This is a genomic window from Rhizobium alarense (assembly GCF_021555155.1).
GTDB lineage: Bacteria > Pseudomonadota > Alphaproteobacteria > Rhizobiales > Rhizobiaceae > Rhizobium_D > Rhizobium_D alarense.
The window spans coordinates 1-21,668 of record NZ_JAKGBU010000072.1; the positions used below are offsets into that span (position 1 = coordinate 1).

The following is a 21,668-nucleotide window of genomic DNA, read 5'->3' on the forward strand; positions in this document are numbered from 1 at the left end:
AGCCCTCTCGGACCGTCCGCGAAACTCCGCCGCCCACGTTTCTCTTTCTTCCATCTTCAATTGTCAAATAACTGACGAAACCATAAAGTCCCGTCACATCCAAAGCCCCAAAACAAGATGCCAAAACCGAATACCAGACCCGGTCAAACAACCCATCCAATCAGGAAACCTCAGAGCGAGTGCATCCGTCGCCAGCAGCGCCGCCGCCCTCGTTGGTGAGCGGGGTTCTAGAACCATCGCCCCCCCATGTCAACGCGCTTCATGACATTTTTTTGAAAAAATCCGATGCCGGCGGCGGGAACCTTGGAATTCCGGACGTTTCCTCGCAAGCCATCTCGGGAAACACCGGCAGGGTCGACGATTTTCACGGCTTTGCCCTCATATTTTCACAATACGGCCGTCAAGACGCTGGAGGGCCTGTGGAACAGCCTCGCGGATTTGACTTGCGTTCCCTAACGTGCGCATCTTCCGCCGCGATACAGACAGCATGATGGACCGATCAGGCGGAATGACGATCGACAGGCAGATGATCCGCACCCTCGGCAACGAGCCGCCGATCCTGGCGGACGGTCGCAGGGCACCGGACCGGCGCGAGATTTCCTTGCGCTGGCTGTCGGGCACGTTCCTCACCGGCATCACGTCGTCGATCCTGATGGGCGTCGCCCTCTTCGCCGCCCTCGACGGGCGCCAGCAGCTCGCCATTCCCGCCGAGGCCTATGCCTCCCTGTCGCCCGCCGCAGCGCCGGTCGAGAATGCCAAGCGCGGCGCGCGCGTCATCGAGCCGACCCTCGTCGCCAAGCCGTCCGACAAGCGGATCATGGAAGTGTCCACCATGATCCATGACGGCGAGAAGGAAGTCGTCCGCCGCCAGCCCTTCGCCCATGTGAAGATGGCGCTCGCGGCAAACCACGTCGCGACGGAGGACTACCCGCGCTTCGATCCGCTGGCGATCTTCGCGACGAGCGGACGCGACGCCCAGCCCGTGTCGCGCACCGGGACCATCTACGGGTCGGAAGTCGAATCGGAAGTGGCGTTGCAGACCGGCGACTTTCCGGCCGGCGGCTCGGCACTCGACTATTCCGACCAGATGTCGATCGACGAGGTGGAAGAGAATGTCCGCACCAACGGCTCGGTCCTGACGGACGGAAGCACGCAGGTCGCCTCGCTCTATTATGTCGATCCGCAGCGCTTCGCCTCCGAAAATTCCAGCCTCGACCTGCTGCAGGGCCTGACCGCCCGCATCGTCGAGGAGAACATGAGCGTCTCGGCCTATGACAACCTGACGCCGGACGATCCGGAATATGCCGACGACGTGATACCGATCCACCAACCCCAGGACATCGCGGCCGCGATGACCGCCGCCGGCTACAGCAAGGCGCAGGCGGACGATCTCGCGCCCTATCTCGAACGAGAAATCGGCGGGCGCGAACTCGCACAGGGTGACGTGTTGCGGATCTGCATCGTGCAGCGCGGCAAGCAGGCCGACATCATGCGGGCCAGCGTCTACGTCCGGGGCCGTCATGTGGCAACCATCGCCCTTAACGACGACGGGCGCTTCGTGCGCGGCTCGGAACCGGCCGAACTCGCAGCGGTCGCCTCCGCCTTCGACAGCGACACCGGACCGACCATCATCGCGGGGCGCGACTTGCCGCGCGTCTATGACGGCATCTATCGTGCGGCGCTCTCCTACGGCATGGGCAGCGACATGACGGCCGAGATCATCCGCGTGCTGGCGAGCAATGTCGACTTCCAGGCGCAACTGCGCCCGAGCGACGCGCTGGAAGCCTTCTTCTCCGTGACGGACGAAAACGGCCTGGCGACGGACGACTCCGAATTGCTCTTCATCAACGCCCGCTTCGGCGACACCGAGACACGGGTTTACCGCTTCCAGAACCCCGAAGACGGGGCGATCGACTACTATGACGCCGAGGGCAAGAGCATCCGGCAGTTCCTGCTGCGCAACCCCGTGCCGAACGGCCGCTTCCGTTCGGGCTTCGGCATGCGGCGCCATCCGATTCTCGGTTTCTCGCGCATGCATACCGGCGTCGACTGGTCGGCGCCGCGCGGCACGCCGATCATCGCTGCCGGCAATGGCACCGTCGAGAAGGCCGGCTGGGATTCGGGCGGCTACGGCAACCAGACCCTCATCAGGCACGCCAACGGTTACGTCTCCTCCTACAATCACCAAAGCGCCATCGCCAAGGGCCTGAAGCCAGGCGCGGAAGTGCGTCAGGGCCAGGTCATCGGCTGGGTCGGCACGACGGGCCTATCGACCGGCCCGCACCTCCACTACGAACTCATCGTCAACGGCAACAAGGTCGATCCGCTGAAGATCCGGCTGCCGGGCGGAAAATCGCTGGAAGGCGAGATGCTGGCGAAGTTCGAGGTGGAGCGCAAGCGCATCGATGCGCTTCTCGGCCGCGACGGCGCCGAGGCCGAAGTCGCCTCGACACACTGACGGGACCGGTCCGACAGAAGGATAAAAGAGCGGCGCGAACGTGAAGGTCCGCGCCGCCGCCACTGTCGGCCGCGCCGTTCAGGCCGCCTTGTCGATCAGCCGCTTCGGCGAGAAGAGCAGCCGGTCCGAACCTGCCGTGACCTTGACCGCCGAACCGTCGGGGATATCGCCCTGCAGGATCTTCTCGGCGAGCGGGTCCTGCAGGTGCTTCTGGATCGCCCGCTTCAGGGGCCGCGCGCCGTAGACCGGGTCGTAGCCCTTCTCGGCCAGCCAGTGCACGGCCTCCTCGTCGAGGTCGATGACGATCTTGCGGTCGGCCAGAAGCTTGCGCAGGCGTTCAAGCTGGATGTCGACGATGGCCCCCATCTCCGAACGTCGCAGGCGATGGAACAGGATGATTTCGTCGACGCGGTTGAGGAATTCCGGGCGGAACGCGGCCTTCACCACACCCATCACCTGGTCGCGCACCGTCTCGCTGTCCTCGTTTTCGCTGAGCTGCGTCAGATATTCGGCGCCGAGATTCGACGTCATGATGATCATCGTGTTCCTGAAGTCGACGGTACGGCCCTGGCCATCGGTCAGCCGGCCGTCATCGAGCACCTGCAGCAGCACGTTGAAGACGTCGGGATGCGCCTTCTCGATCTCGTCGAACAGCACGACCTGATAGGGCCGGCGGCGGACCGCTTCGGTGAGCGCACCGCCCTCCTCGTAACCGACATAGCCGGGAGGCGCACCAATCAGCCGGGCGACGGAGTGCTTCTCCATATATTCCGACATGTCCATGCGCTGGATCGCCGCCTCGTCGTCGAAGAGGAAGCGGGCGAGCGCCTTGGTGAGTTCCGTCTTGCCGACGCCGGTCGGACCCAGGAAGATGAACGAGCCGATCGGCCGGTTCGGATCCTGCAGGCCGGCGCGCGCACGGCGGACGGCGCGGGAGACCGCCTGGACGGCGTCACCCTGGCCGACCACCCACTTGGCGAGTTCGTCCTCCATGCGCAGGAGCTTGTCGCGCTCGCCCTCCAGCATCTTGTCCACGGGGATGCCCGTCCAGCGCGAAACCACATGGGCGATGTTGTCGGCGGTGACGACTTCCTGCACCATCGGGTCGATGTCGCTGCTGTCGCGTCCCTCGGCTTCTTCGAGCTCCTTCTCGAGCTTCGGGATCACGCCATAGGCGAGCTCGCCGGCGCGCTGGAACTCGCCCTTGCGCTGGGCGATCGCCAGTTCATTGCGTGCGTCTTCGAGCTGTTTCTTGAGGTCGGCGGCGAGACCAAGCTTGGACTTCTCCGCCTGCCAGCGTGCGGTCAGCGCATCGGCCTGCTCCTCGAGTGAGGCGAGGTCCAGCTCAAGCTTTTCAAGCCGATCCTGTGACGCGCGGTCAGTCTCCTTCTTCAGGGCCTCGCGCTCTATCTTCAGCTGGATGATGCGCCGGTCGAGCTCGTCCAGTTCCTCCGGCTTGGAATCGACCTGCATCCGCAGCCGCGACGCCGCCTCGTCCATCAGGTCGATGGCCTTGTCCGGCAGGAACCGGTCGGTGATGTAGCGGTTCGACAGCGTCGCTGCCGCGACCAGCGCCGCGTCGGCGATGCGCACCTTGTGGTGCTGCTCGTATTTCTCCTTGAGGCCGCGCAGGATCGAGATCGTATCCTCGACGGTCGGCTCGTCCACCATCACCGGCTGGAACCGGCGGGCGAGCGCGGCGTCCTTCTCGACATGCTTGCGGTATTCGTCGAGCGTCGTCGCACCGACGCAGTGCAACTCGCCGCGGGCAAGCGCCGGCTTCAGGAGGTTCGAGGCGTCCATCGCCCCCTCCGCCTTGCCGGCCCCGACCAGCGTGTGCATCTCGTCTATGAACAGAATGATCTCGCCGGCCTCGGCCTGGACCTCCGACAGCACCGCCTTCAGACGCTCCTCGAATTCGCCGCGGTATTTCGCGCCGGCGATCAGCGCGCCCATGTCGAGCGCCATGAGCTTCTTGTCCTTCAGGCTCTCGGGCACGTCGCCATTGACGATGCGCAGAGCGAGTCCTTCGGCGATAGCCGTCTTGCCAACGCCGGGTTCGCCGATGAGAACCGGGTTGTTCTTGGTGCGGCGCGACAGAACCTGGATCGTACGGCGGATCTCGTCGTCGCGGCCGATGACGGGGTCGAGCTTGCCTTCACGGGCATCGGCGGTCAGGTCACGGGCGAATTTCTTCAGGGAATCGAAGCCTTGCTCCGCGCTCGCCGTGTCGGCGGTGCGGCCCTTGCGAATGTCGTTGATGACCTGGTTGAGCTTCGACGGCGTCACGCCGGCCTTTGCCAGGATGTCGGCCGTCGCGGCGGATGTCTCGATCGCAAGCGCCAGAAGCAGCCGTTCGACGGTTACGAAGCTGTCGCCGGCCTTCTTCGCGGCATCCTCGGCGGTGGAAAACACCTTCGCCAAAGGCTGGGACAGGTAGACCTGACCATTGCCGCCGGACACCTTCGGCAATTTGGCAAGGGCGGTGCCGTTGGCAAGGCGCGCTTCCTTGGCACTGCCGCCGGCCCGCTCGATGAGCGACGCAGCCATGCCCTGCTCGTCGTCGAGCAGAACCTTCAGGACATGCTCGGGCGTGAACTGCGGATGGCCCTCGGCCAGGGCATGCGTCTGGGCCGACTGCAGGAAGCCGCGCACCCGCTCGGAATATTTCTCGATGTTCATACTCTACCTCCATAGCTCGACCGGCCCTTTGAGGCGCCGGTCGACGGTTCAGGATCAGGCTCCCGTGACGGCAAGCCTGGCATACGAGGATTGACGCAGCTTTGGGCTGTATCAATCAATCCGGCCGAATATGGGGGCGGGACATCGGGAATTAAAGTGTTTTGTGCAGCGGATTTGTATCGGCCATGCTGATGATATTGGCCGGATGCGGAGATGGAGACCGGCGGTCAGCGACGCCGGTGCAAACACCATGCAACAGCCTCGTTGCGCTTTCGGTTCCAGGTCGCAATGGCATCACCAGAGCCGCCCGCCTCGCCGGCACTGCACAAATGACGAACCCGGCGCAAGGCCGGGTTTTTCATTCGTACCGATGGGGGGCCGCTTGCTTATTCAGAAGCCGCCTCAAGAATGGGCTGGTCGCCGGCCGGATCCTGGTCTTCGCCTGCTTGCTGGCCTTCGCCGCGACGGGTGCGGCGCGGACGCGAGGCGTTGCGGCGACGGGACTGCTGCCCGCGTGGCGCGGTGCCGGCGGACGCTTCCTCTTCCATCGAGACCTCCGCCGGGGTGCCCTCGATCACGGGCTGCGGCCCGGAACCGTCGATCACGGCAGGCTGCGGCTGTTCCGCCGCCACGACCGGCGCGACCGGTTCATCGGCAACCGTGTCGATCCCATCCTCGTCCCGGTCAAAACCATCGCGGTCCGCAAAATCGTTGCCGCGGTCGTCACGCTGGTAGCGCTCCTGCATCTGAGCCTGGGCTGACAGGATGATGCGGTTATAGTGCTCCGCATGCTGCAGATAGTTCTCCGCCATGACCCGGTCGCCGGAGCTCTGGGCATCGCGGGCAAGCGCCGCATATTTCTCGGCAACGTGCTGCGCCGTGCCCCTGATCTTCACATCCGGACCCGAACTGTCGTAGGTCCGCGTCAGCGGGTTGCCACCCTTGCGGTGGTTATTGTTGTTGTTATTGTTACTGTTGTTATTGTTGTTGTTACGCCCACGGCCGCGCTTGTTTTGCTGTCCTGGCCTCATATTTCACTCACCTGAAGTCTGTTTGTCGTGATGATCATGTGTCTGCGCGCCTGACCGGGACATGCCGGATCAAGCTGTGCTCGCAGGCAACCGCCACCACATCATCGGGTGGTCCCGTCGCCTAAGAGACGTCAAATTAACAGGTTCCCGCACAGGGCAGTCTTAAACCCTAGCAACTCTGTCGAGAGAGCAACCCCCGCGATCGGGCCATACAAGAACGAATCTCTGGCGTATGACCTCTTGCCCAGCGCGTGCCCGACCCTATCCCGCTTCACCGACAATTCCAAGCCTTTTCTTTGAGCGCCCGCAAAGAACCCGAGCGGCGCAACAAATCATCGCTTCGGGCCGGCGCTGAACACAAGAACGCGGTCATTGCCTCCGAGATCCCGCAATGCGTCCTCAAACAGGAAACCTTCGGCCTCCATGAGCGCAGAAACGGAGTGCCTCTGGTCGAAGCCGATCTCGAGCGCAAGCGTGCCATCCTTTTCCAGATGTTCCCTGGCCCCGGCAGCAATCGACCGGTAGGCATCGAGCCCGTCCGCACCGCCGTCCAGTGCACGACGCGGATCGAAGCGGCGCACCTCATCCGCCAGCGTCTCGATGACGGGGGCCGCGATATAAGGCGGGTTCGAGACAATCACGTCGAATCGGCTGTCGATCCTGGAGAACCAGTCACTTTCGAGGAACGTTACTCGATCGGCGACACCGTTGAGATCGGCGTTCCGCGCCGCGGTTTCAAGGGCCCCGCGCGCAATATCCGTACCGATGCCCGAAACGCCGGGCACCATGTCGGCGAGCGCGAGCAGGATGGCGCCCGTGCCTGTGCCGAGATCGAGAACCCGGCAGCGGCCTTGGCGCGCGACCGTCTCCCGGGCGACCGGTACGAGCCGCTCCACCAGGAGCTCGGTATCGGGCCTCGGCTCAAGCGTCTCCGGTGAAAGCTCCAGCACCAGCCGCAAAAACGGCCGGCGTCCGAGAATGCGGAATATCGGTTCGCGATCGGTCCGACGGCGAATCGCGTCGTCGACCCGGGATGCATCGTCCGCCGACAGGATACGGCCCTCACCGGTGATGAAGGCCGTCGCGTCGATCTCCAGCAGTCCTCCGATCAGCAAGCGTGCTTCCCGTGCCGCATCGGCAATGCCGCTCTCCGTGAGACGCCGGCGGCTGCGTGCCACGATCTCGCCGAGTGTGACGGTCATCAGTCCTGCCCGCCGAGTTGCGCGAGCAGGCCGGCCTGGTGGTCGGCGAGAAGCGCATCGACAACCTCGTCGATCTCCCCTTCCATCATGCGGTCCAGCTTGTAGAGCGTCAGGTTGATGCGGTGGTCGGTGACACGCCCCTGCGGAAAGTTGTAGGTGCGGATGCGCTCGGAGCGGTCGCCCGAACCGACCTGGCTCTTGCGGTCGGCGGATCGCTCGCTGTCGGCCTTCTGGCGTTCCATGTCGAAAAGGCGCGACCGCAGGACCTGCATCGCCTTGGCGCGGTTCTGGTGCTGCGACTTTTCCGAACTCGTCACCACGAGACCGGTCGGAAGATGCGTGATCCGCACGGCGGAGTCGGTGGTATTGACGTGCTGGCCGCCCGCGCCCGACGATCGCATCGTGTCGATGCGAATGTCCTCGGGACGGATTTCGATGTCGATCTCTTCGGCTTCCGGCAGCACGGCGACGGTCGCGGCCGAGGTGTGGATCCGCCCGCCCGCCTCGGTTTCCGGCACGCGCTGCACGCGATGCACACCCGACTCGAACTTCAGCTTCGCGAAGACGCCACGCCCGGTGATCGAGGCGATGATTTCCTTGTAGCCGCCGGCTTCGCCCTCGCTCGCGGAAAGCACCTCGACCTTCCATCCGTTCGCTGCGGCAAAGCGCTCATACATGCGGAAAAGGTCGCCGCCGAAGAGAGCCGCCTCCGAACCGCCGGTGCCGGCCCGGATCTCGAGGATGGCACTCTTTTCGTCGGCGGCATCCTTCGGAAGGAGCAGCACCTGCATCTCCCTCTCCAGAACTTCGATGCGGCCCCTGAGATCCGGCAACTCGATCTCGGCCAGTTCGCGCATCTCGCGATCGATGGACTTGTCGGCGAGCATTGCTTCCAGATCGGCGATTTCCGTCTCCGTCCTCTGGTGCTCGCGAATCTTTGTCACGACCGGCTGAAGTTCGGCATATTCCGAGGCAAGCCGCACATAGGTTTCCGAATCCGGGCCGGCCGACATGCGTGCCTCGACCTCGCCGAAACGACGTTCGAGTTCGCGCATCTTTTCCACCGGAAGCTTCGCCACCGTTCGACTCCAAATTTCGTGTGCTAGAGGGGAATGCCGTTGTCGGCGGCGAAGTCCGTCAGGAGCTGTCGGATCGCCACGGTCGGCGCCGTGTCGTCGAGCGCCGGCTCGAGGACGGCGGCAAGCTTGCCCGCGTCGAGCGACAGGAGCATGGATTTTACCGGTCCGATCGCCGCCGGCGACATGGAGACGGACCGGAAACCGATGCCGATGAGCGCCATGGCGGAAATGGGCTTGCCGGCCATCTCGCCGCACAGCGTAACCGGCGTGTCGTTGCGCAGGCCGGCCCGGACGATGTCGCGCAGCATCCGGAGGAAGGGCCGCCCCAGCAGGTCGAAGCGATCCGCCACGCGGGCATTGCCGCGATCCACGGCCATCGCGAACTGGAAGAGGTCGTTCGAGCCGACCGAGACGAAGTCGACCTCTGCCATCAGCTCGTCGAGCTGCCACAAAAGGGCCGGCACTTCGAGCATGGCGCCGAACTGCAGCTTGCGCGGCAGCTGCTCGCCGATTTTCGACTGGCGCTGGATCTCCTTCTGGAGAAGGCCCCTGATTTCCCTGAGCTCTGAAACCTCCGTCACCATCGGCAGCATCAGGCGCAGTTCCTCGCCGGCAGTGGCCCGCAGCATGGCGCGCAACTGCGTGCGCAGCAGCCCCGGCCGGTCGAGCGACAGGCGGATCGCCCGCCAGCCGAGCGCCGGGTTCTCTTCCTCCGCGGCGCGGAAATAGGGTACGACCTTGTCACCGCCGATGTCGAGCGTGCGGAACGTCACGGGGCGTCCGCCCGCCTGCTTCAGCACGGTTCGATAAAACGCCTCCTGTTCCTCGGCCTTCGGCATCGTCGAGGCGATCATGAACTGGAGCTCCGTCCGGAACAGGCCAATTCCGGAGGCCCCCGATTCGTTCAGGTGCGGCAGGTCGACGATGAGGCCCGCGTTCATCTGCAGATTGATCGCCTTGCCATCCTTGGTGATGGGCTCGACGGCGCGCAGCGCCCGGTACTGCTCCTGGCGCCGCGCCCGGAAGCGGACCTTCTCCTCGTAGGAGCGCTGCAGGTCGGGAAGCGGCCGCAGATGCACCTTGGCATCGTCCCCGTCGATGATGATGGAATCGCCGTTTTCCGCGAGCGCCACCGCACCGGCCGCCTGGCCGACCACCGGAATTCCCATGGCCCGCGCCACGATGACGACATGGCTCGTCACCGCACCGTCCTCCAGGACGAGGCCGCGCACATTGGCGCGCGGATAGTCGAGCAGTTCGGCCGCACCCATGGCGCGCGCCACGACGATGGCGTCGTTCGGGAAGCTGCTCGCGGAAAGCTTGGCGCCGTAGCCCGTCAGCTGGCGCAGCAGGCGGTTGGCAAGATCGTCGAAATCGTGCATGCGCTCACGCAGGTAGGGATCCGTGAGGCGGATCATCCGTGCCTTCGTCTCACTCTGCACCCGCTCGACCGCAGCCTCCGCGGTGAGACCGTTGCGGATCGCCTCTTCGAGTTTGCGCACCCAGCCGCGGTCATGCGCAAACATGCGGTAGGTTTCCAGCACCTCGCGGTGCTCGCCCTCCATCGGCACGTCCCGCCGCGACAGCATGTCGTCGATCGAGATGCGCAGGCTGCCGAGCGCTTCGGCGAGACGTCCGAGCTCGTGCTCGGAATCGTCGGCAAGCAGGTTCGTGACGACGATGCGCGGTTCGTGCAGCACGACATAGCCGAGACCGATGCCCTCGCCGAAGCTCGCGCCGTCAATCGTCACGGGACGCGAAAGATCGAGTTCCAGGCCTGGCTTCGTGATTTTCTTCAGTTCACCGGTCGCTACCATTTCAGCGATGACCATCGCCGTCGTCTCGAGCGCCTCCACCTCGTCCTCGCGGTAGGTGCGGCTCGCCTTGTTCTGCACGACGAGAACGCCGAGCGCCCGCCCCGTGCGCAAGATAGGAACGCCGAGGAAGGAGTGGTAGATCTCCTCGCCCGTTTCCGGCAGGTAGGTGAAGGCGGGATGCGACTGGGCATCGGACAGGTTCAATGGCCGGGCGGACGCGGCAATCGTGCCGACAAGGCCCTGGCCCATCTTCAACTGTGCCAGATGCACGGCGTCGGGATTGAGACCTTCCGTCGCATAGAGCTCGAGAACGCCGTCCGAGCGCAGCACATAGACCGAGCAGACCTCCGCGACCATGTTCTGCGCGATCTGCCGAACGATCTGGTCAAGGCGCTCCTGCGGCTCGAGCGGCTCCGCCATCAGCTCGCGCAGTCGCTTCAAAAGGACGCGCGGACCCGCCGAGAGATCTCTCATCGCGTGGCGTCTCCCCGAGAATTAGACGTTACCCCAACGGCGCCAGCCGCGCCGGCGGGTGAGGCAAACGGCAGCGAATGGCGCGTGACTTACTTCTTATCCAGACCGTAGACGGAATGCAAAGTCCGAACCGCGAGTTCCGCATAAGCACCGTCGATCAGGATTGAAATCTTGATTTCCGATGTGGTGATCGCCTTGATGTTGATGCCTTTTTCGGCAAGTGCCCGGAAAGCGGACGCGGCCACGCCGGCATGACTGCGCATGCCGATACCGATGACCGAAACCTTGACCAGCCCTGATTCGTGCTGGATCACGTCGAAACCGACTTTCTCCTTCGCCCCTTCCAGAACCCTGATGGCCTTCTCGACATCGCCCGAGGGAACCGTGAAGGTCATATCGGTCTTCGAACCATCCTCGGAGATGTTCTGGACGATCATGTCCACATTGATGTGGGCCTCGGCGAGCGGGCCGAAGATCGCAGCCGACACGCCCGGCCGGTCGGCGACGCGCCGGAGTGAAATCTGCGCTTCATCCTTGGCATAGGCGATGCCGGTTACGACTTCCTGTTCCACGATCTCTTCCTCATCACAAATCAGCGTACCGGGCGGGTTCAGAAGATCGCCCATGCCCGGCGCATCGGGATCCTCGAAAGACGAACGCACGAAGGTGCGCACCTTGTGGACCATCGCGAGCTCGACCGAACGGACCTGCAGCACCTTGGCGCCGAGCGAGGCCATTTCGAGCATTTCCTCGAAGGCGATCTTCTTCAGGCGTCTGGCCTTCGGCTCGATGCGGGGATCGGTCGTGTAGACCCCGTCGACGTCCGTATAGATGTCGCAGCGGTCGGCCCTGACGGCGGCGGCGATCGCGACCGCCGAGGTATCCGAACCGCCGCGCCCGAGCGTCGCGATACGGTTGTCCGGGCCAAGGCCTTGGAAGCCGGCGACGACGGCAACCTGCCCCTCTCCCATGCGGCGGATGATGTCGGAACCGTCGATGTCCATGATGCGCGCCGCGCCGTGCGCATTGTCGGCGCGGATCGGGATCTGCCAGCCCTGCCAGGAGCGCGCATTGATGCCCATCGACTGCAAGGCGATCGCCAGCAGGCCGGACGTCACCTGCTCGCCGGAAGCGACGACCGCGTCGTATTCGCGCGCGTCGAAGAACGGCGTGTTGGCGCCGGTCGCCTTCGGCATGCCCTGCACCCAGGCGACCAGTTCGTTGGTCTTGCCGGACATGGCGGAGACCACGACAGCGACCTCGTGGCCGGCGTCGACTTCACGTTTCACATGGCGGGCGACATTGTGGATGCGGTCCAGGTCAGCGACGGAGGTTCCGCCGAATTTCATCACGATGCGTGCCATGAATGTCTACCGATACTGAATGATCGCGTATGCGCGGGAAAAGTCGCGGGCTCTCTTAGCGGATCACCGGGGCGGGCGCAATGGCGGCCGCCCCGACAGGCTGGCAGCCGTGGGCGCGGCGCCGCCGCGGTGCAGAAACGATTGTGTGCGGGTGCGAACGGGTGTTAGGTGCGGCGGGAAAGGACGCGACCGCCGATGCTTACCGAAAGCAATACCTACGAAAGCCTCTATCGGGATTTCACCTGGTCGATCCCGTCCTTTTTCAACATCGGCCGCGCGGTCGCCGACGAATGGGCCGCCCGCGCACCGGACCGCATCTGCCTTCGGCATTTCAGCCCGCTGGGCGATCACCGATCGATGACCTATGGCGAACTCGCTGACCGCTCGGCTTCCCTCGCTACGGCGCTGACCTCCCGCGGCATAAGGCCGGGCGACCGTGTCGCCATCCTGCTGCCGCAGGGTTTCGAGGCGGCAACGACACATGTCGCGGCCTACAAGATGGGGGCCGTTGCGTTGCCGCTCGCGCTCCTCTTCGGCGCAGAGGCTCTCGGTTACCGGCTGCGCGATTCCGGCGCGCGGGCCGTCGTGACCAACGCCTTCGGCTTCGCCCGCCTGAAGGCGGTTTCCGACACTCTGCCGGACCTTTCTCTCGTCGTCCTGACCGACGCGGAGGAGCCCGGAACCACCTCTTTCGAAACAATGCTGCGGGAGGATGCGGCCTCGTTCGAAGTGGTCGACAGCACCCCCGACGACCCCGCGCTGATGATCTACACCTCCGGGACGACGGGACCGCCAAAGGGCGCCCTGCACGGCCATCGGGTGCTGCTCGGCCATGTGCCCGGTTTCCAGATGCATCACGAATTCCTGCCGCAGCCGGGCGACTGTGTCTGGACGCCCGCCGACTGGGCCTGGGCCGGCGGCCTGCTGAACGCGCTGCTGCCGGCACTGCTGCTGGGTGTCCCGGTGGTATCGTCGCCGGGACAGAAGTTCGACGCCGACACGGCCTATCGGATCATGGAGGAAATGGACGTCCGCAACGCCTTCATTCCGCCGACGGCCCTGCGGCTCATGAAAAGCGTGGAGCGTCCCCGCGAGAAATACCGGCTGAACCTGCGCACGATCGGGACCGCCGGCGAGGCGCTCGGCCGCGAAACCTGGGAATGGGCGCGCGCGGCACTCGGCATCACGGTCAACGAATTCTACGGCCAGACGGAATGCAACATCGTCATCGGCTCGATCGGCAAGCTCGGCGTGTCCCGTCCCGGCCCCATCGGCAAGGCGGTGCCGGGCCATGTGGTCGCGATCATCGACGGCGACGGCCGCGAACTGCCTGCAGGCGAGATCGGCCAGATCGCCATCCGCCGCCCTGACCCGGTGATGTTCCTCGGTTACTGGAAGAACGAAAGGGCGACGGAAGCCAAGTTCATCGGCGACTGGATGACGACGGGTGACCTCGGACGGATGGACGCGGAAGGTTATGTCACCTTCTTCGGCCGCGACGACGACGTCATCACCTCATCCGGCTACCGGATCGGTCCGAGCGAGGTCGAGGATTGCCTGGCCGGTCATCCGGCGGTTCGCCTGGCCGCCGTCGTCGGCAAGCCCGATCCCGTCCGAACCGAAATCGTCAAGGCCTATGTCGTGCTGGCGGAAGGTCATGCGGGAAGCCCTGCGCTGGGCGCCGAGATCGGCCAATGGGTCAAGCACCGCCTCTCGATGCACGAATATCCCCGCGAGGTCGCCTTCGTCGACAGCATCCCGCTGACGACCTCCGGCAAGATCATCCGCCGCATGCTGCGTGAAAGGGCGATCGCGGAGGCTCGTGCGGAATCCGCGGCGGGCAAGGCATCCTAGACCTTGCTCACCGGCGGGCGAGCGCGCGGATCTTGTCGCGCAGCAGACGGGCGACGTTGCGCGTGTTGCGGTAGAGATGGAGCTGTGCGGCCGCCTGGCGGACGTCTCGGTCGAGGTTCTGCCTGAGGCCGATCACGAGCGTCCCCATCTCCTCGCGCTCCTCCCAGAATCGGCTCATCACCGGATGATCCGGCACGGCACAGGAGTCGGATCGCACGATATTGGCGTCGTCGAGGTGCCATTCGGTCAGTTCCGCGACCAGCAGCTTGCCGGGCGAATATTTCGCGAAGTCCTCATTGTAGGCGGTTTTCCAGGTATAGGCCTCACCGCCGGACAGGAAGACAACCATGGAAGCAATCGCCTTGCCGTCAAGATCGAGCGTATGGATGCGCACGCCGTCGGTCTCGGCGAGATTCGTGACGGCCTCGCGAGCAAAGGCGGCACGGTAGCGGTCGTTGATCATCGCGGAACGGCCTCGTCCCTTCCAGCCGCTCGCTTCCAGCAGCAGGAACTCCTCCATGCGCATGCGGATCTCCGCTGGCTGGCGTGCGACGTTGTAGGTAAGTTCACCAAGCGCGTCGAGCTTGCGCCACTGGCGGCGCAATTCGCGGAAATGCGGGGGAGCGATCGCATTCTGCAGATAGGTCTGGCCGTCCAGCAGGCTCTCCAGCATCGGCCGGCTATAGGTGTCCGTGACGGTGAGCGGCAGGTTGCGGCCGATGGCGACCGCACGGATCAGCTTCGCGAAGGCACCGTCGAGACGCAGGTCCGGCAGGACGACGATCGCCGGCAGCCCGCTGTGCCCCGCTCCGAGCACGTCGAGCAGGTTGTCGATCGTCTCGGCCGCCTCCTCGGCATCGACCAGCGGCGTGCCGAGCGGACCGAAGGGATTGGACCACGCGCGCAGAATGCTGGCACCGATCGAGAATCCGGGCTTCTCAACGGAAAACGGCATCAGGAAGCGTATGCGACTGCGGTGTTCGTTCTCGTCTCGGATGAGGGCGAGCCGGACAGTGCGGTCTTCCAGCCGCGGCATCGCGGGAGCAAGAAATCGGCCGGTAAAGAAGACATTCGGCTCGATGGCACGGTTGGAGAGGAAATCGAGTTCCTGCTGCAAATCGTATCCGGCAACCGCAGGATAGATGCAGAGCGACCGGCCGGGACGGCCGACGGCGAGGCGCAGTTCCGCGGCGGGCTCAATGACGTCGAAAGCCGCAGCGGCAACAGCGCCAGCGAGCGGCGGCCGCGACCGCGCGATATCCGGGTTCTGCGAAAGATCGACCATGTGCTCCCTCTCCATCCCTCACTCCGCCTTCGTTCGCTGACGCGAAAGTGCAAAGAGCGTTATGCCGAGCTTGTGCCGAACCACGACGAACAGCATCAGTGCTTCGAAGATCATTGCGCCCGCCGTTGCAAAAGCTGCGCCGTCAAGTGCGTAAGCGGGGATCAGCGTCACGTTCAGGGCGATATTGATGGCGAGTGCGACACCATAGAGCAGCATGCAGAGCTTCTGCTCGCCCGCCATGGTGAGCAGCACCTCTCCCGGGCCGACCATGGCCTTGGCAAGGATACCGACGAGCAGGATCACCATCAGCTCGTAGCCGGCCGTGAAGGCCGGTCCGAACAGCGACAGCAGGAAGTTGCCGACAAGCAACATGGCGAGTCCGACAGCGAACGACGGCCAGAAGCTCCACTTCACGGTCTGCTGCGCAAACTGCGCCAGGCCCTCCCGGTCGCCCCGCGCGAACAGGCTCGAGAACCGCGGCGCGGCCGCCGCCTTGACAGAGAACATCACGAAATGAACCAGCGCCATCGTTTTCGCCGCGGCGAAGTAGATCGCGACGCTGTCCGGATCGAGATAGAGGCCGACGACGATGACGTCCGAATTCGTGAGCAGGAAACCGAAGCCCTCGATCAGGAAGATCGGCAGCGCGACCTTGATCCACAGGCCGAATTCCAGCCGGCGCGGTCCATGATCGTATTCGATGCGCAGCCGCCGTGCGACGTTGAAGAACTGGCTCACCGTCGTGACATAGGTCGCGGCAAGTGCTGCGACCATGGCTGTCTGCGCCGTATTCGGCGCACCGGCGAGAACCGCGCCGATCATGAAGGCGAGGATCAGCAACGGCCGCGTAATATAGGTCGGGCTCAGGGCCATCACGGCCCAGCTGTGCGCCCGCGCGGTGCCCTCAAGCACATCGCCGAGCGCCACCATCGGCAGGCAGAAAATGCCGAGATAGAGCGGCACGAGATAGTAGCCCTCGATCCGGTCGCCGAAGAACAGCAGGCCGGCCAACCCCGCGATTGCGACCAGGCTCGCCGAAACCATCGCAAAAATGCGGGCGGCGGAGGCCAGACCCCGGATTTCGTCGAGCGCCCGGCGCGCGTTGTACTGCGGCATGAAGCGGATGACCGCCGTGTGGAACCCGAGGCAGGACAGGTTGCCGAAGATGACCACCAGCACCCAGATGAAGACGAAGATGCCGTATTCGAATTCGCCCATCATCCGGGCGAGCACGATCTGGGAGATGAAGGCAATGGCCGCGCTGAGCACGCGGATCGCGAAGGTGACCAGCGCCATGCGCTGCGCCTGCACCTGGGGGGTGCTACCCTTCAGCAGGCCGGCCGCGCGCTCGGCGAGTGGCCCAACGCGGCGGCGAAGCCCGTCGGGCAGCAGTCTCTCCGCCGATTGGATGATGGCCATGAACACGCGACCCGTACGCTACGCAGAACCAGATGCTCAAGTCATGCCAGAACAGGGTGAACAAAGGGTTAGGACGCAAAGAATGGGCGACCTGCGTGCCCCACGCACTGCCCTCATCTCCGCGCAGAACCGGCGACGTCGCTCCCGTCAGCACAATGCTTCGAGGTCTGGCCTATGTCAGCCTTATGTCGTCCCCGGAACCTGCTCGCGAAAACCACACGTCCCGATAGATCGCGACGGCGGTTTCGTCCGGCGGTCGCTCCGCCGTTAGCCACAGCGATCGGATGGACCGGGCTTCCGCCGCGTTCGGTGCCTTGCTGCACTGCCCGGCATCCGACGCGCCGATACAGGGAATGAACCACGACGACATCAACGGCCTGACCGTGAACCCCGCCTTCTTGCGGACGATCAGCAGGGCAAGGCCGATCCAGTCGAGCGGTTGCCAGGGAAGGATGATGCGGCCGCCGGGACGCAGCGCCTTGAGCCATGAGACCGGAGGCGCGACAACGCCGGCGTTGACATAGATCAGATCGCATTCCGGAAGGGGCAAGGCGGTTGCATCGCCCTCAACGACCGCTGCATTCGCAAACGGTTCGAGGTTTTGCCGCGCGCGACGGGCGAGACCGTCGTCGATTTCGAACGCGCTGACGCTGCCGCCCGGCAAGGCGAACATCGCCAGCAGAGCTGTGTAGTATCCTGATCCCGCGCCGACATGGACGATGGTGTCGCCCGGCCCGGGCTGCGCAGCGCCCATCCAGGCCGCGTGAAGGAAAGGTTCGCCATTGTTGATGCCCTTTTCAGCATCGAGCGCAACGAGCACGTTTTGGTAGATGTAGGCGGGATCGGCACTGGGAGTTTGGAGATGGCGCCGGTTTACCGTGATCCGCCACGGCCCCGGCCCGAGAAAGGCCTCTCGCGGCACCAGTTCGACGATGCGCTCGAAACGAGGGTCGACGGAATTGCTGGCTGCCGCCATCATCCGTGCATAGAAGCTGCGGACTTCGTTCAGACTGGCACGGCGACTTCTGGCCATGGGCTCGGCCTCACAGACGGATCCCGCCAGGGGACATGGCCGATGGTCTCATTCAGGCAGCCATCGACGCAAGGCCCGCATCGGATCCGTGCGGCGCTTCTGCCCAGGTTTCATTCAAGGCCGGGTCTGAACAGGGAGCCTGTTCAGACCTGCTCGAAGGCGCCGTGGCAGTGCTTGTACTTCTTGCCGGAACCGCAAGGGCACGGCTCGTTGCGCGCAACGCGCCCCCAGGTTGCGGGATCGGCCGGGTTGCGGTCCGCGCCCTCCGCGAAATCGTCCTCGCCCGTCGTCCCGTCGATATGGTGGCCTTCCATGACCGGCAGCGCTGGCTCCGGCGCCTGAGCCGCCTCGCGCACGAGCTCGACGCGCATCAGCTGACCCGTCACGGTCTGGCGCAGATTTGCGAGAAGGGCCTGGAAGAGCTCGAAGGCTTCGGATTTGTACTCCTGCAGCGGGTCGCGCTGCGCATAGCCGCGGAAGCCGATGACCGAACGCAGATGATCGAGGTTCACGATGTGCTCGCGCCACAGGTGATCGATCGTCTGGAGCACGATCGACTTCTCGACATAGGCCATGATCTCCGGCCCGAAACGCTCCGCGCGATCAGCCGCAGCCTTTTCGGCCGCGTCTGTGATGCGCCGGAGAATGTCGTCTTCGGCGATACCTTCCTCCGCCGCCCAGGCTTCGATCGGCAGGTCGAGATTGAGATACTGCTGGACCCCAGCCTTGAGGCCGGCGACGTCCCACTGTTCGGCATAGGCACGTTCGGGAATATGGAGTTTCACCAGGTTCTCGATCACCTCGTGGCGCATGTCCTCGACGGTCTCGCTGATGGATTCGGCATCCATCAGCTCGAGGCGCTGCTCGAAGATCACCTTGCGCTGATCGTTCAGCACGTCGTCGTATTTAAGCAAATTCTTGCGGATATCGAAGTTTCGTGCCTCGACCTTCTTCTGGGCACGCTCCAGCGCCTTGTTGATCCAGGGATGGACGATCGCCTCGCCCTCCTTCAGGCCGAGCTTCTGCAGCATGCCGTCCATGCGGTCGGAGCCGAAGATGCGCATCAGGTCGTCCTGCAGCGACAGGAAGAATTTCGAGCGGCCCGGGTCGCCCTGGCGGCCGGAGCGGCCGCGAAGCTGGTTGTCGATGCGCCGGCTCTCGTGGCGCTCGGTGGCGAGCACGTAGAGGCCGCCCGCGGCGAGCGCCTGCTCCTTGAGCTTCTTGACCTCCGCGATGACCGAAACACGCGTTGCTTCGCGCGCCGCCTCGTCCTCGACGTCGTTCAATTCGCGCTCGAGCCGCATCTCGAGATTGCCGCCAAGCTGAATGTCGGTACCGCGGCCGGCCATGTTCGTTGCGATCGTGACGGCCCCCGGAACACCGGCCTGGCTGACGATATAGGCTTCCTGCTCATGGTAGCGTGCGTTCAGCACCTGAAAGTCCTTGAACCCCGACATCTTCAGCCGTTCGGCAAGATATTCGGACTTTTCGATCGAGGTGGTACCGACCAGCACCGGCTGGCCGCGCGAATTCGCCTCGCGGATCTCGGCGATAATCGCCTTGTATTTTTCCTCGCCGGTCCGGTAGACCTCGTCGTCCTCGTCGATGCGCTGGATCGGCAGGTTCGTCGGGACTTCCACGACATCGAGGCCGTAGATGTTGGCGAATTCCTCGGCTTCCGTCGACGCCGTGCCCGTCATGCCGGCGAGCTTCTTGTACATGCGGAAGTAGTTCTGGAAGGTGATCGAGGCGAGCGTCTGGTTCTCGGGCTGGATCGTTACCTTTTCCTTGGCCTCGAGCGCCTGATGCTGGCCCTCGGAATAACGCCGGCCCGGCATCATGCGGCCGGTAAACTCATCGATGATGACGATCTCGTCATTGCGGACGATGTAGTCCTTGTCGCGCGTGAAAAGCTTGTGGGCCTTCAGCGCATTGTTGATGTGGTGGACAATGGCGACGTTCTCGACGTCGTAGAGGGATTCGCCCTTGAGCAGCCCCGCCTGCCGCAGCAGGTTTTCGAGCTTCTCGGTACCGACCTCGGAAAAATTGGCGGAGCGCTGCTTCTCGTCGATTTCGTAGTCGTTCTCGTCCAGCATCGGGATGAAGGCGTCGATCGTCACGTAGAGATCGGAGCGGTCGTCGAGCGGGCCGGAGATGATGAGCGGCGTACGCGCTTCGTCGACGAGGATCGAATCCACTTCGTCGACGATCGCATAGAAGTGGCCACGCTGCACCATCTGCGCCCGGTCGTACTTCATGTTGTCGCGCAGATAGTCGAAGCCGAGTTCGTTGTTCGTGCCATAGGTGATGTCGCAGCCATAGGCTGCACGGCGCTGGTCGTCGTCGAGGCCATGGACGATGACGCCCGTCGTGAGCCCGAGAAAACCGTAGATCTTGCCCATCGTCGCCGAGTCACGTGTCGCCAGGTAGTCGTTGACCGTCACGACGTGCACGCCCTTGCCGGCAAGGGCGTTGAGGTAGACCGGCAGCGTCGCGACCAGCGTCTTGCCTTCGCCGGTCTTCATTTCGGCGATCGCCTTGTCATGAAGGATCATGCCGCCGATGAGCTGGACGTCGAACGGGCGAAGCCCGAGCACACGCACGGCCGCCTCGCGCGCGACCGCGAATGCCGGGACGAGAAGGTCATCGAGCGTCTTGCCTTCGGCGAGCTGTTTGCGGAACTCCGCCGTCTTCGCCGCGAGCTGCTCGTCCGACAAGGCCTTCGTTTCCGCTTCGAGCGCGTTGATCTCATCGACCTTGGGTCGATAGGAGCGGATACGGCGATCATTGGAGGAACCGAACAATTTGCGGGCGAAGCCGCCGAGACTGACCATCAGAATGGTCCTTTCCTTGGTGTACCGTTTGCGGTTTCCGGTTCCCAAAATATGGGCTCAAAGCCTTGAGATGCCCGGAAACTGTTCTGGACGCGAGATTGCGTGACAGATAAGAGGGGGGTCGAATGATGTCAACGGCGCAGACGGTTGCAGAACAGCCACATTCTGATGTTGTTGAAGGCACCGAAGTGCCGGACCGCACAAGGCTTCGGCGCGAAATTGAAAGGTCAAAGAGGATGTTCAGGTACAGCAAGCTTGCAGCCGTCGCCCTGGTGGCGATCGCAGCGGCGCACGGCGCCCACGCCGCCGAGGAGCAGAAGACGGACCCGGTCGTCGCGACGGTCGGCGGGGTGGAAATCCTGCAATCCGAGATCGATCTCGCCGTCACGGGGCTTGATCCGCAGCTCGCCAACCTGCCGGTCGAGCAGAAGCGGGTAGCAGCACTCTCTGCCGTCATCGACACCAAGCTGCTGGCCGCCGACGCCGAAAAGGAAGGCCTGCAGGACGACGCTGCTTTCAAGCAGCGCATTGCCTATCTGACCGATCGCGAACTGCACAATGCCTATTTCAAGAAGCACGTCGTCGACGCCGTCACGCCGGAAGAGGTGAAGGCGCGCTATGACGTCGAGGTCGCCAAGATCGAGCCCCAGGACGAGGTTCGCGCCCGCCACATCCTGGTCAAGACCGAGGACGAGGCGAAGGCGATTATCGCTGCTCTCGACGCCGGCAAGGATTTTGTCGATCTCGCCAAGGAAAAGTCGACCGATCCGAACAAGTCGGAAGGCGGCGACCTCGGCTTCTTTGCCAAGGGCCGGATGGTCCCCGAATTCGACGCCGCCGCTTTTGCGCTCGAACCCGGCAGCTATTCCAAGGAACCGGTCAAGACGCAGTTCGGCTTCCATGTGATCAAGGTCGAGGAAAAGCGCAAACAGCAGCCCCCCGCGCTGGAACAGGTAGAGGGCCAGGTTCGCCAGCTCGTCATGCGCGACAAGTACATTGCCCTTCTCGACAAGGCGAAGGCCGCATCCGCCGTCGAGATCGACGACCCGGAACTCAAGAAGGCCTATGACGCAGTGAACGCGCCGGCAGGCGAAGAGCAACCGGCCACCGAGCAGCAGCAGTAATCGACACGGAAT

13 protein-coding genes are annotated in these 21,668 nt (G+C 64.1%); 3 read left to right on the forward strand and 10 right to left on the reverse strand.

The genetic code is table 11. The annotated features are described in order from the left end of the window. Positions 1-508: 508 nt before the first annotated feature. Complete coding sequence (locus LXM94_RS19645) at positions 509-2,458, forward strand: M23 family metallopeptidase (protein WP_235773157.1); 1,950 nt, start codon at positions 509-511, stop codon at positions 2,456-2,458. A gap of 78 nt (positions 2,459-2,536) precedes the next feature. Here the strand turns inward: LXM94_RS19645 and clpB are convergent, their stop codons facing one another. From clpB to LXM94_RS19675, 6 genes are all read right to left on the reverse strand, one after another. Beyond that, positions 2,537-5,140: an ATP-dependent chaperone ClpB gene (gene clpB, locus LXM94_RS19650; RefSeq protein WP_235773158.1), complete on the reverse strand. Its 2,604-nt coding sequence runs from the start codon at positions 5,138-5,140 to the stop codon at positions 2,537-2,539. A gap of 386 nt (positions 5,141-5,526) precedes the next feature. Next, complete coding sequence (locus LXM94_RS19655) at positions 5,527-6,171, reverse strand: DUF4167 domain-containing protein (protein WP_235773159.1); 645 nt, start codon at positions 6,169-6,171, stop codon at positions 5,527-5,529. Between the two features lie 332 nt (positions 6,172-6,503). Beyond that, positions 6,504-7,373, reverse strand: a complete 870-nt coding sequence (gene prmC, locus LXM94_RS19660) for a peptide chain release factor N(5)-glutamine methyltransferase (protein ID WP_235773160.1) — start codon at positions 7,371-7,373, stop codon at positions 6,504-6,506. Continuing rightward, entirely contained in the window at positions 7,373-8,452 is a 1,080-nt protein-coding gene (gene prfA / locus LXM94_RS19665; RefSeq protein WP_235773161.1) for a peptide chain release factor 1, read from the reverse strand. Before prfA ends, prmC begins: the two co-directional genes overlap by 1 nt. Before the next feature lie 23 nt (positions 8,453-8,475). Next, complete coding sequence (ptsP, locus tag LXM94_RS19670; protein ID WP_235773162.1) at positions 8,476-10,743, reverse strand: phosphoenolpyruvate--protein phosphotransferase; 2,268 nt, start codon at positions 10,741-10,743, stop codon at positions 8,476-8,478. An 89-nt stretch (positions 10,744-10,832) separates the two neighbouring features. Beyond that, positions 10,833-12,107, reverse strand: a complete 1,275-nt coding sequence (locus tag LXM94_RS19675; RefSeq protein WP_235773163.1) for an aspartate kinase — start codon at positions 12,105-12,107, stop codon at positions 10,833-10,835. A gap of 195 nt (positions 12,108-12,302) precedes the next feature. Between LXM94_RS19675 and LXM94_RS19680 the strand changes: the two genes are divergently transcribed. Then, a complete protein-coding gene (locus LXM94_RS19680; RefSeq protein ID WP_235773164.1) occupies positions 12,303-13,961 on the forward strand; it encodes an AMP-binding protein in 1,659 nt (552 codons plus the stop codon). 7 nt (positions 13,962-13,968) lie between these two features. On the opposite strand, the gene LXM94_RS19685 is transcribed toward LXM94_RS19680, so the two are convergent. The 4 genes from LXM94_RS19685 to secA all read right to left on the reverse strand — a co-directional run bounded on the left by LXM94_RS19685 (position 13,969) and on the right by secA (position 20,532). Further along, positions 13,969-15,246, reverse strand: coding sequence for a GNAT family N-acetyltransferase (locus LXM94_RS19685; RefSeq protein WP_235773165.1), 1,278 nt, complete (start codon positions 15,244-15,246; stop codon positions 13,969-13,971). A gap of 18 nt (positions 15,247-15,264) precedes the next feature. Beyond that, positions 15,265-16,665, reverse strand: coding sequence for an oligosaccharide flippase family protein (locus tag LXM94_RS19690; RefSeq protein ID WP_235773166.1), 1,401 nt, complete (start codon positions 16,663-16,665; stop codon positions 15,265-15,267). A 172-nt stretch (positions 16,666-16,837) separates the two neighbouring features. Continuing rightward, the gene (locus LXM94_RS19695) at positions 16,838-17,641 is read right to left on the reverse strand and encodes a protein-L-isoaspartate O-methyltransferase family protein (RefSeq protein ID WP_329605632.1); all 804 of its coding nucleotides are present in this window, start codon (positions 17,639-17,641) and stop codon (positions 16,838-16,840) included. Positions 17,642-17,841: 200 nt separating this feature from the next. Next, the gene (gene secA, locus LXM94_RS19700) at positions 17,842-20,532 is read right to left on the reverse strand and encodes a preprotein translocase subunit SecA (RefSeq protein ID WP_235773168.1); all 2,691 of its coding nucleotides are present in this window, start codon (positions 20,530-20,532) and stop codon (positions 17,842-17,844) included. A 236-nt stretch (positions 20,533-20,768) separates the two neighbouring features. On the opposite strand from secA, the gene LXM94_RS19705 reads away from it, so the two are divergent. Next, complete coding sequence (locus LXM94_RS19705; RefSeq protein ID WP_235773169.1) at positions 20,769-21,656, forward strand: peptidylprolyl isomerase; 888 nt, start codon at positions 20,769-20,771, stop codon at positions 21,654-21,656. Positions 21,657-21,668 lie beyond the last annotated feature (12 nt).

Coding starts and splice junctions, on each gene's coding strand:
- LXM94_RS19645 (WP_235773157.1), top strand. CDS start 509: ATGACGATCGACAGGCAGATGATCCGCACCCTCGGCAACGAGCCGCCG.
- clpB (WP_235773158.1), bottom strand. CDS start 5,140: ATGAACATCGAGAAATATTCCGAGCGGGTGCGCGGCTTCCTGCAGTCG.
- LXM94_RS19655 (WP_235773159.1), bottom strand. CDS start 6,171: ATGAGGCCAGGACAGCAAAACAAGCGCGGCCGTGGGCGTAACAACAAC.
- prmC (WP_235773160.1), bottom strand. CDS start 7,373: ATGACCGTCACACTCGGCGAGATCGTGGCACGCAGCCGCCGGCGTCTC.
- ptsP (WP_235773162.1), bottom strand. CDS start 10,743: ATGAGAGATCTCTCGGCGGGTCCGCGCGTCCTTTTGAAGCGACTGCGC.
- LXM94_RS19675 (WP_235773163.1), bottom strand. CDS start 12,107: ATGGCACGCATCGTGATGAAATTCGGCGGAACCTCCGTCGCTGACCTG.
- LXM94_RS19680 (WP_235773164.1), top strand. CDS start 12,303: ATGCTTACCGAAAGCAATACCTACGAAAGCCTCTATCGGGATTTCACC.
- LXM94_RS19685 (WP_235773165.1), bottom strand. CDS start 15,246: ATGGTCGATCTTTCGCAGAACCCGGATATCGCGCGGTCGCGGCCGCCG.
- LXM94_RS19690 (WP_235773166.1), bottom strand. CDS start 16,665: ATGGCCATCATCCAATCGGCGGAGAGACTGCTGCCCGACGGGCTTCGC.
- LXM94_RS19695 (WP_329605632.1), bottom strand. CDS start 17,641: ATGGCGGCAGCCAGCAATTCCGTCGACCCTCGTTTCGAGCGCATCGTC.
- secA (WP_235773168.1), bottom strand. CDS start 20,532: ATGGTCAGTCTCGGCGGCTTCGCCCGCAAATTGTTCGGTTCCTCCAAT.
- LXM94_RS19705 (WP_235773169.1), top strand. CDS start 20,769: ATGTTCAGGTACAGCAAGCTTGCAGCCGTCGCCCTGGTGGCGATCGCA.